Annotated in this window: 9 protein-coding genes; 3 read left to right on the top strand and 6 right to left on the bottom strand. The window is 67.2% G+C overall.

Annotated elements, in window-relative coordinates:
* On the top strand, positions 1-271 hold a 271-nt coding region (locus tag BN2503_RS09345; RefSeq protein ID WP_148639741.1), incomplete at its 5' end, for a transposase.
* 28 nt (positions 272-299) lie between these two features.
* Here the strand turns inward: BN2503_RS09345 and BN2503_RS09340 are convergent.
* From BN2503_RS09340 to BN2503_RS09330, 3 genes are all read right to left on the bottom strand, one after another.
* A complete protein-coding gene (locus BN2503_RS09340) occupies positions 300-488 on the bottom strand; it encodes a 4-oxalocrotonate tautomerase (RefSeq protein ID WP_054256383.1) in 189 nt (62 codons plus the stop codon).
* A 9-nt stretch (positions 489-497) separates the two neighbouring features.
* Positions 498-731 (bottom strand): cysteine-rich CWC family protein, encoded by a 234-nt coding sequence (locus BN2503_RS09335; RefSeq protein WP_054256382.1) that lies wholly within the window; start codon positions 729-731, stop codon positions 498-500.
* A 119-nt stretch (positions 732-850) separates the two neighbouring features.
* Positions 851-3,052, bottom strand: a complete 2,202-nt coding sequence (locus BN2503_RS09330; protein ID WP_054256381.1) for a malate synthase G — start codon at positions 3,050-3,052, stop codon at positions 851-853.
* Between the two features lie 246 nt (positions 3,053-3,298).
* Between BN2503_RS09330 and BN2503_RS09325 the strand changes: the two genes are divergently transcribed.
* Positions 3,299-4,249 (top strand): LysR family transcriptional regulator, encoded by a 951-nt coding sequence (locus BN2503_RS09325; protein WP_054256380.1) that lies wholly within the window; start codon positions 3,299-3,301, stop codon positions 4,247-4,249.
* Positions 4,250-4,279: 30 nt separating this feature from the next.
* Positions 4,280-4,921, top strand: coding sequence for a LuxR C-terminal-related transcriptional regulator (locus BN2503_RS09320; protein WP_054256379.1), 642 nt, complete (start codon positions 4,280-4,282; stop codon positions 4,919-4,921).
* A gap of 8 nt (positions 4,922-4,929) precedes the next feature.
* Here the strand turns inward: BN2503_RS09320 and ccoG are convergent, their stop codons facing one another.
* The 3 genes from ccoG to BN2503_RS09305 all read right to left on the bottom strand — a co-directional run bounded on the left by ccoG (position 4,930) and on the right by BN2503_RS09305 (position 10,035).
* A complete protein-coding gene (gene ccoG / locus BN2503_RS09315; RefSeq protein WP_054256391.1) occupies positions 4,930-6,369 on the bottom strand; it encodes a cytochrome c oxidase accessory protein CcoG in 1,440 nt (479 codons plus the stop codon).
* 241 nt (positions 6,370-6,610) lie between these two features.
* Positions 6,611-8,560 carry a molecular chaperone HtpG gene (gene htpG, locus BN2503_RS09310; protein ID WP_054256378.1) on the bottom strand — a complete coding sequence of 650 codons (1,950 nt, stop codon included), beginning with the start codon at positions 8,558-8,560 and terminating at the stop codon, positions 6,611-6,613.
* 173 nt (positions 8,561-8,733) lie between these two features.
* Positions 8,734-10,035 (bottom strand): esterase/lipase family protein, encoded by a 1,302-nt coding sequence (locus BN2503_RS09305; RefSeq protein ID WP_139235383.1) that lies wholly within the window; start codon positions 10,033-10,035, stop codon positions 8,734-8,736.
* Between the last annotated feature and the right edge of the window lies 1 nt (position 10,036).

Raw genomic sequence — 10,036 nt, 5'->3', positions numbered from 1 at the left:
GGGCGTGGCGCCCGTGGCCAATGACTCGGGTAACAGGAAGGGGCGACGCAGGGTGCAGGGTGGGCGCTTTGAGATACGGCGTGTGCTGTACATGGCCACGCTGACTGCAGCGCGCTACAACCCGGTCATCCGGGCGTTCTACGAGCGTTTGAGGGATGCGGGCAAACTGCCCAAGGTCGCCTTGGTGGCATGCATGCGCAAGCTGCTGACCACGCTCAACGCAATGGTCAGAACCGGCAAACCTTGGGACCCGTCGCTTCATCGTGCTTGACTTTGAAGACGGTTACTCAGGGGGTTGCTCACTGTTTATCCAGCCACAGTTTGCCGCCCGTGGCCCAGTTCTCGCGCTTCACGTCGGTGATCAGGATGTCCACCGACTCGGGCGAGCCCCCAAGGATCTCCACCGAGACGCGCGTGATCTCTTCGGCCAGCTTGCGCTTTTGTTCGACGGTGCGGCCTTCCATCATTTCGATGTGGTACGTGGGCATGGGTGCTCCTCAGGGTGTGGGGGATACGGGGGTTTCGATGATAGGGGCGGTGGGCGTCTCGCGCGCACACAGCGGGCAGATGCAGCTTTGCCCGCGCTGCTGCGGCGCCAGGCGCGCCAGCGCGGCGCGTGACACCGGCTGGGCCATGCACCAGCAGTCCTGGGCCGGCTGCCCGGCGGCGACGGCACATTGGTTGGACTGGCCGCACAGCGGGCAGTGGCGGGTGTCGGTGGCTGGCGGCATACAGGCGGGCTCGCGGCAAAAAACAAAAAACGGCACCCTGGGGTGCCGTTCTTATTGTGAATCAAATTGGCCTCTGGCGCTTTCGTAGCAAGCGCTGGAAGCTATTGATTTGATAGTTTTCAGGCAGCCGCTGCGGCCTTCACCTTCAGGCGCCAGGCGTGCAGCAGCGGCTCGGTGTAGCCGCTGGGCTGGGCCACGCCCTTGAACACCAGGTCGCAGGCGGCCTGGTAGGCCATGGACTCGGCAAAGCGGCCGTGCATGCGCTGGTACAGCGGGTCGCCGGCATTCTGCTGGTCCACCTTGGCCGCCATGCGCTCGAACGTGGCGCGCACCTGGCCTTCGGTCACCACGCCGTGCAGCAGCCAGTTGGCCACGTGCTGGCTGGAGATGCGCAGCGTGGCGCGGTCTTCCATCAGGCCGATGTCGTTGATGTCGGGCACCTTGGAGCAGCCCACGCCCTGGTCCACCCAGCGCACCACGTAGCCCAGGATGCCCTGGATGTTGTTGTCCAGCTCTTGCTGCTTCTCGGCCTCGCTCCAGTTCGGGTTGCTGCTCACGGGCACGGTGAGCAGGCCGGTGAGCAGGTTGTCGCGCTCGGCGTTGGCGTCGATCTTTTCCATCTCGGCCTGGATGTCGGCCACCTTCACCTGGTGGTAGTGCAGCGCGTGCAGCGTGGCGCCCGTGGGGCTGGGCACCCAGGCGGTGTTGGCGCCGGCCTTGGGGTGGGCGATCTTCTGCTCCAGCATGGCGGCCATCAGGTCGGGCATGGCCCACATGCCCTTGCCGATCTGCGCCTTGCCGCGCAGGCCCATGGACAGGCCCACGAGCACGTTGTTGCGCTCGTAGGACTGGATCCAGGCGCTGGTCTTCATGTCACCCTTGCGGATCATCGGGCCGGCGTGCATGGCGGTGTGCATCTCGTCGCCGGTGCGGTCGAGGAAGCCGGTGTTGATGAACGCCACACGGCTGGCGGCCGCGGCAATGCAGGCCTTGAGGTTGACGGAGGTGCGGCGCTCTTCGTCCATGATGCCCAGCTTCACGGTGTTGGCGGCCAGGCCCAGCACCTGCTCGACGCGGCCGAACAGCTCATCGGCGAAGGCGACTTCGGCCGGGCCGTGCATCTTCGGCTTGACGATGTAGACGCTGCCCGTGCGGCTGTTGCGGATGCCGTTGGCGCCCAGGCCCTTGAGGTCGTGCAGCGCGATGGTGGTGGTCACCATGGCATCCATGATGCCTTCGGGGATTTCCTTGCCCTCGGCACCCCACAGGATGGCCGGGTTGGTCATCAGGTGGCCCACGTTGCGCACGAACATCAGCGAGCGGCCGTGCAGGCTCAGGGGCTTGCCGTCGGCGCCGGTGTACTGGCGGTCGGCGTTCAGGCCGCGGGTCATGGGCTTGCCGCCCTTGTCGAAGGTCTCGGTCAGCGTGCCCTTGAGGATGCCCAGCCAGTTGGCGTAGCCCAGCACCTTGTCGTCCGCGTCCACCGCAGCCACCGAGTCCTCCAGGTCGAGGATGGTGGACAGCGCGGCTTCCAGCACCACGTCGGCCACGCCCGCAGCGTCGGTCTTGCCAATGGCCGTGCTCTTGTCGATACGGATGTCGATGTGCAGGCCGTTGTGTGCCAGCAGCACCGACGAGGGGGTGGCCGCGTCGCCCTGGTAACCGACGAACTGCGCCGCGTCCTTCAGGCCGGTCGTGCCGCCGTCCTTGAGTGCAACGACCAGCTTGCCGCCTTCCACGCGGTAGCCGGTGGCGTCATTGTGCGAGCCGGTGGCCAGCGGCGCGGCCTGGTCCAGCACGCCGCGCGCAAAGGCGATGACCTTGGCGCCGCGCACGGGGTTATAGCCCTTGCCCTTTTCGGCGCCATCGGCCTCGCTGATGGCGTCGGTGCCGTACAGCGCGTCGTACAGCGAGCCCCAGCGGGCATTGGCCGCATTCAGCGCATAGCGCGCGTTCAGGATCGGCACCACCAACTGCGGGCCCGCCTGCGTGGCCAGCTCGGCGTCCACATTGGTGGTGGTGGCCTGGGCGTTGGCCGGCTGGGGCACCAGGTAGCCGATGGTTTCGAGGAATTTGCGGTAGCCCGCCATGTCCTGGATCGGGCCAGGGTGGGCCTTGTGCCAGGTGTCCAGCTCGGCCTGGAGGCGGTCACGCTCGGCCAGCAAGGCGGCGTTCTTGGGTGCGAGGTCGGCCACGATGGCGCCGAAGCCCTGCCAGAAGGCAGCGGCGTCCACGCCCGTGCCGGGCAGCACCTGGTCTTCGATGAAGCGGTAGAGGTTTTCGGCCACTTGCAGGCCGTGCACGGAAATGCGCTGGGTCATGGTCTTGCTTTCGCACGGAGTTGATGAAAGGGGTGCCACGGCGCCCGAGGGCACCGCTGGCGATTCCATGGTGTGACTGTATTGGATACCCGAGCGAACATTAAGATGGGAAAACAACACTTATCCATTACGAAAAAGTCATTAATCGCCATCAACCACCGAACGCAGGCCAAAGCGCCGCAAATTGATGCGGTAATCCGGCTTGAAACTGGATTATTTTTAACTTTCGCACACATAATCAACGCTATGGACAAACTCAAGGCGTTCGAGTCTTTCGTCTCGGTGGCAACGCGCGGCAGCCTCACGGCGGCGGCGAAGGTCGAGGGCGTGGCCCCCGCCATCATGGGGCGACGCCTCGATGCGCTGGAGGAGCGCCTGGGCGTCAAGCTGCTGGTACGCACCACGCGCCGCATCACGCTCACCCACGAGGGCAGCGCCTTCCTGGAGGACTGCCAGCGCCTGTTGGCCGACGTGGCCAACGCCGAGGCCAGCGTATCGGCCGGGGGCGTGAAGGCCACGGGGCACCTGCGCATCACCGCGCCGGCGGGTTTCGGGCGGCGCCATGTGGCGCCGCTGGTGCCGCTGTTCCGCGAGCTGCACCTGGATGTGACCATCTCACTGAACCTGAGCGACCGCGTGGTGGATCTGGCGGGCGAGGGCTTCGACTGCGCCGTGCGTGTGGGCGACCTGCCCGACTCGGCGCTGGTGAGCGTGCGCATTGCCGACAACCGGCGCCTGTGCGTGGCCACCCCGGGCTACCTGCAGCGCCACGGCACGCCGCGCCACCCCAGCGAACTGGCGCAGCACGCCTGCCTCACGCTGTCGAGCGAGGCCTCGCAGACGCGCGGCTGGGCGTTCCGCATGCCCGCCGAGGGCGGTGGCACCGAGGTGGTGTACCTGAAGCCGGGCGGGCCGCTCGACTGCTCCGACGGCCAGGTGCTGCACGACTGGTGCCTGGGCGGCTGGGGCATCGCCTGGCGCAGCACCTGGGAGGTGGAGTCGGAAATCGCCGCCGGGCTGCTGGTGCCGGTGCTGGAGGAGTTCGCCGCGCCGCCCAACGGCATCTTCGTCGTTTTTCCGCAGCGCAAGCACATGCCGCTGCGCGTGCGCCTGTGGATCGAGTTCCTCAAGCGCCACTACGCCGAGCCCGCCTTCTGGCGCCGCAGCGGCGCGCCCATGCCCGTGTCGCCCGCCTGAGAACATGCCGGGCATGGCAGACTGCGTGCCATGTCCGAGCCCACGCTGCTGGTCGCCGATGACCACCCCCTGTTCCGCGCTGCCGTGCTGCACGTGCTGCGCGAGCGCCTGCCGCAGTTCCGCACGCTGGAGGCCGCCAGCGCTGCCACACTGGGCACGGCGCTGCAGGAGCACCCCGAGGTAGAGCTGGTGCTGCTGGACCTGAGCATGCCTGGCACGCGCGGCTTCTCGGCGCTGCTGCATGTGCGCGGCGAGTACCCCGAGCTGCCGGTGGTGGTGATCTCGTCGAACGACCATCCGCGCGTCATCCGCCGCGCCCAGCAGTTCGGCGCGGCCGGGTTCATCCCCAAGTCGGCACCGGCCGAGGCCATGGGCGAGGCCATCGCCACGGTGCTCGACGGCGGCAGCTGGTTCCCGCCCATGGCGGCCGAGCGCTCCGAGGCCGACGCCGAGCTGGCCGCGCGCCTGGCGCAGCTCACGCCGCAGCAGTTCCGCGTGCTGCTGTGCCTGGCCGACGGGCTGCTCAACAAGCAGATCGCTGCCGAGCTGGGTCTGGCGGAGAACACCGTCAAGGTGCACGTCACGGCGATCCTGAAAAAGCTCGCCTGCTACAGCCGTACACAGGCGGCAGTGCTGGTCAAGAGCCTGGAGGCAGAGGACGGCGCCGCCTAAGCCCCCTCTCAGCGCGGCACCTGGAACGCGGCCTTTTCCACCACCCGTGCAGGCACCCCGCCCTGCGCCTCGACCGTGAAATACACCGTGTGCGAACCCGCCGCCGCCGCGCCGTAGGGCAGGCGCAGGCGCACCGGCACCCAGCGGGCCTGCGTGGCGTCCACCTCGGTCTCGCGGTCTTCGGCGGCCACCGTGAGCCCCTCCAGCCCGCTGGCGCTGATGCGGTAGCGCTGCGGTGCCTCGGTGGCGTTCATGATCTGCAGACGGTACAGGTTCTCCAGCTGGCCGCCGGAGACGATGCGCGCCAGCACGGCGCGGTCGCTGACCACATCCACCTTCAAGGGCGTGCGCAGCGCCATGCTGGCCACCAGTGCCACGCTGAGTACCACCAGCGCACCCACGTAGATAAGCACTCGCGGGCGCGCGACCCGGCGCAGCATCTGCGCCGTGCTCCAGCGGCTGGCCATGCCGTTGGGCGTGGCGTAGCGGATCAGGCCGCGCGGATAGTTCACCTTGTCCATCACGCTGTTGCAGGCGTCCACGCACAGGCCGCAGCCAATGCACTCGTACTGCAGCCCGTTGCGGATGTCGATGCCCACCGGACACACCTGCACGCACAGCGAACAGTCGATGCAGTCGCCCAGGTCGGCGGCCTTGGGGTCCACCTTCTTGCTGCGCGCGCCGCGCGGCTCGCCGCGCTGGGTGTCGTAGGTGACGATGAGCGTGTCCTTGTCGAACATAGCGCTCTGGAAGCGCGCGTACGGGCACATGTACTTGCACACCTGCTCGCGCAGGAAGCCGGCGTTGCCGTAGGTGGCAAAGCCGTAGAACAGCACCCAGAACATCTGCCATGGGCCGTGCAGCGCCAGCAGCTCAGCGCCCAACTGGCGAATCGGCACGAAGTAGCCCACGAAGGTGAAGCCCGTCCAGAGCGACACGGCGATCCACGCGCTCTGCTTGGCGGATTTTTTCCACAGCTTCTCAGCCGTCCAGCCGCCGTTGTCCAGGCGCAGGCGGGCGCTGCGGTCACCCTCGATACGGTGCTCGATCCACAGGAAGATTTCGGTGTACACCGTCTGCGGGCACGCGAAGCCGCACCACAGCCGCCCCGCCACCGCCGTGAACAGGAACAGCGACAGCGCCGAGATGATGAGCAGGCCCGTGAGGTAGATGAAGTCCTGCGGGTACAGCACCAGGCCGAACAGGTAGAAGCGCTTGACCTCCAGGTCGAACAGCACCATCTGGCGCTCGCCCCACTGCAGCCACGGCAGGCCGTAGAACACCAGCTGTGTGAGCCACACCATGGCCCAGCGCCAGTTGGCGAACACGCCCTGGATGGAGCGTGGGTGGATTTTCTGCCGTGCCTCGTAGAACGAGCTGCCAGCGGCGGCGATAGGGATGACTTTGCGCGGCTTCCCGTCTGAGGGGGAATGCTTCGTGGGGGACATGCGGGCCTCGTAAGCGGCGCCGGACCGCACCACTGCGGGCCCCGGTCGCCTGCCCTGGACTATGGCGCGAACGCGTGCGCAGCAACAGCAGCAGATGCCGTCCGATGGTGCATACCAGATGCGGCGCGCCCGCCCATCCGCGCCCAAAGAAACGCCCAGCGCTTGCAGGGCAAGGGCTGGGCACTCGGGCATCCAGAGCACTCAGCGCATGGTGCGCTGAAGCCCCTGTGCCAGCGGAAGATCAGGCCAGCAGCGCGTTCACGCGCTTGACGTAGGCGGCCGGGTCTTCAGGCAGGCCGCCTTCGGCCAGCAGGGCCTGGTCGAACAGGATGTGCGCCAGATCGTGGAAGTGCACGCTGCCGTCGAGCTTCTTCACCAGCGCATGCTCCGGGTTCACTTCCAGCACGGGCTTGGCGTCGGGCGCCTTCTGGCCCGCCTGTTTGAGCAGGCGCGCCAGCTGCGTGCTCATGCCGCCGTCCTGCACCACCAGACAGGCGGGCGAATCGACCAGGCGCGTCGTAGCGCGCACGTCCTCGGCCTTGTCCTTGAGGGCCTCTTTCAGCTTGGCCAGCACGGGCTTGAAGGCTTCGGCGGCCTCCTCGGCAGCCTTCTTCTCGGCCTCGTCCTGCAGCTTGCCCAGGTCCACCGCGCCCTTGGCCACGGACTGCAGCGGTGTGCCGTCGAAGTCCTGCAGGTAGTTCAGCGCCCACTCGTCGACACGGTCGGTCATGAGCAGCACCTCGATGCCCTTCTTCTTGAAGACTTCGAGCTGCGGGCTGTTCTTGGCCGCCGCCAGGGTGTCGGCGGTGATGTAGTAGATGGCCTCCTGGCCCTCCTTCATGCGCGCCTTGTAGTCGGCGAAGGACACGCTGGGCGTGTCGCTCGTGGTGCTGGCAAAGCGCAGCAGCTTGGCAATGCGCTCGCGGTTGCCAAAGTCCTCGCCCAGGCCTTCCTTCAGCACGGCACCAAACTCGGCGTAGAACTGGGTGTACTTGCCTTCCTTGGCCTTGTCTTCCTCGCTCACCACATCGGTCACGCCATCGGCTTGCGCGCCGGCTTCGTGCTTGTCGTGCTTGGCCAGGTCTTCCAGCATGGAGAGCACGCGCTTGACCGAGCCGTCGCGGATCAGGCGCACGTCGCGGCTTTCTTGCAGCAGTTCGCGGCTCACGTTCAGCGGCAGGTCGGCCGAGTCGATCACGCCCTTGACGAAGCGCAGGTAGCTGGGCATGAGCGACTCGGCGTCGTCCATGATGAACACGCGCTTGACGTACAGCTTGATGCCGGCGTGCTTGTCGCGCTGGTACAGGTCGAACGGCGCCTTGGCCGGGATGTAGAGCAGCTGTGTGTACTCGGTATTGCCTTCGACGCGGTTGTGGCTCCAGGTCAGGGGGTTCTCGTAGTCGTGGCTGATGGCCTTGTAGAACTCCTGGTACTGCTCGTCGGTGATGTCCTTCTTGGGCCGCGTCCACAGCGCGCTGGCCTTGTTCACGGTTTCCCACTCGCCGGTCTTGACCATGGCGCCGGGCTCGCCCTCTTTCTCGCTCTCCTTCCACTCCTCTTTTTCCATGAGGATGGGCAGGCTGATGTGGTCGGAGTACTTGCCGATGACCTGCTTGAGCTTCCAGGCGTTGAGGAACTCCTCGGCGTCGTCACGCAAATGCAGGATGACGCTGGTGCCGCGCGCGGCGCGGGTGATGGATTCGACCTCGAAGTCGCCCGTGCCGCCGCTGATCCAGCGCACGCCTTCCTCAGGCTTCATGCCGGCGCGGCGCGACTCGACGGTGATCTTGTCCGCCACGATGAAACCCGAGTAAAAGCCCACGCCGAACTGGCCGATGAGCTGGGCGTCCGCCTTCTGGTCGCCCGAGAGCTTGCCCATGAAGTCCTTGGTGCCGCTCTTGGCGATGGTGCCCAGGTGGTCGATGGCCTCCTGCGTGCTCATGCCGATGCCGTTGTCGGTGATGGTGAGCGTCTTGGCCTCTTTATCGAACGACACGCGCACTTCGAGGTTGGGCGCGTCCTCGTACAGCCCGGCGTCGTTCAGCGCCTCGAAACGCAGCTTGTCACAGGCATCGGACGCATTGGAGATCAACTCGCGCAAGAAAATCTCGGGGTTGGAGTACAGCGAATGCGTGACCAGGTGCAGCAGTTGTGCGACTTCGGCCTGAAAGGAATGGGTTTGCTTGCTCATAGGTTTTTCACGGGACGGATGCGGTTCAAGAAAACGGCGGCGCGGCGGGCCACGCCTGCAAGCGTGCATGTAGGGGCGGACGCGCTGGTTTCAACCCATGGCAAAGCAACTTCAAAAACAAGAGCTGCCAGCGCTTACCCAGCAAGGCCTAGCACCGATTTTGGCTTGAAGTTCTACGCCGCCAGCCACCGAGTCAGCAGCCGCGCCACGCTGGCATGGTGCAGCAAATCCAAGTGCCCAGCCTGGTGAACCACGGTCTGGCGCCCGCGGGGAAACGCCAGACTGCGCGCCGGGTCGTCATGCACCCCCAGGGCACTGTGCAGTGGCACCAGCCCGTCGCCCAGCAGGCGCTCGGCCAGAGGGCCGCGCCGCACCGCCAGCGTGGCGGCCACAGTGAAGCACGCCACCCCGGCGGGCAGCGGCACGGGGGTACGCCGGTCAGGGCTGCGGCGAAAGCGGTCGCGGCCCTGCCAGTCGGTGTCAAGCACATGGCCATAGCGCAGGTCGGTGATGCCGCTGCTGCGCAACTGGCCCAGGCGGGCAAACGGCCGGCTGTACGGCGTGCTGCCCAAGAGCACATCCACCCAGTGGCCCGCACGCTCCAGCGGGGCGCCATGGTGCGGCGTGCCCAGAAAGACCAGGTGGCGAAGCAGGGGCAGCCACTCGCTGACGCCCGCTGGTGCCTGGGCCGCCTGGTGGCAGGCGCTGCGCGCCACCAGCCCGCCCATGCTGTGGGCCAGGATGGACAGCTCTGTCACCGGCACGGGCCACGAAGCCACCAGGGATGTGAGCAGGGCCGACAGCTCGGCCCCGTTGGTGGAGGTGTGCTGGCCCGTGTTGTAGCGCAGGTACACGGGGGTGTAGCCCAGGGCCTCGGCCAGATGGGCGCCATGGTCATGGCCGTGGCGCAGCCACTGAAGGTCATTCATGCACAGGCCATGCACCAGCACCAGCAGCTTGCCGGTGGCGGCGCCCGGGGCAGCCAGCGCGTGCAAGTCCAGGGGCAGACCGTGCTGGTACCAGCCCATCCGCGTGCACAGCGGGTTGCCGTCGCGCTGCAGGCGGTCGCCCATCACGCCGTTGAGCGCGGCAATGACCGCCTCGCGCTCCCAATGCACCTCTCCAGCCGACGCGACCGGGGCAAAAAACGGCTCCAGCCGCGCCAAACCCGCCTGCAGGCCCGCATCCACCAGCTGCGTCACCCCCCGGATGCTCTGGTACACCAGCCCGGTCAGCCCCCGCGCGCGACCCGGCTCGGCGCCGCCCGGCAGCCCCAGCGTGCCCAGCACTGACTGGTGCACCCCCTCGGCCACCCGGCTGATGCCGGTGGTGGCCTGCGTGGCCAGGCGCGCCACAGCGCGCAGGTCGGATGCTCGCAACTGGCGCAGCGGGTTGGTTGCCGCAGCTTTGGCGCCGTCGCCCGCAGGGGTAGAAGCAGCAGGCTTGCGTGGCCGAGGTGCGGAAGGAAGGGGCATG

The sequence above is a fragment of the Paenacidovorax caeni genome (assembly GCF_001298675.1).
In the GTDB taxonomy this organism is placed as follows: domain Bacteria; phylum Pseudomonadota; class Gammaproteobacteria; order Burkholderiales; family Burkholderiaceae_C; genus Paenacidovorax; species Paenacidovorax caeni.
This window is presented reverse-complemented; position numbering and strand designations above follow the sequence as displayed.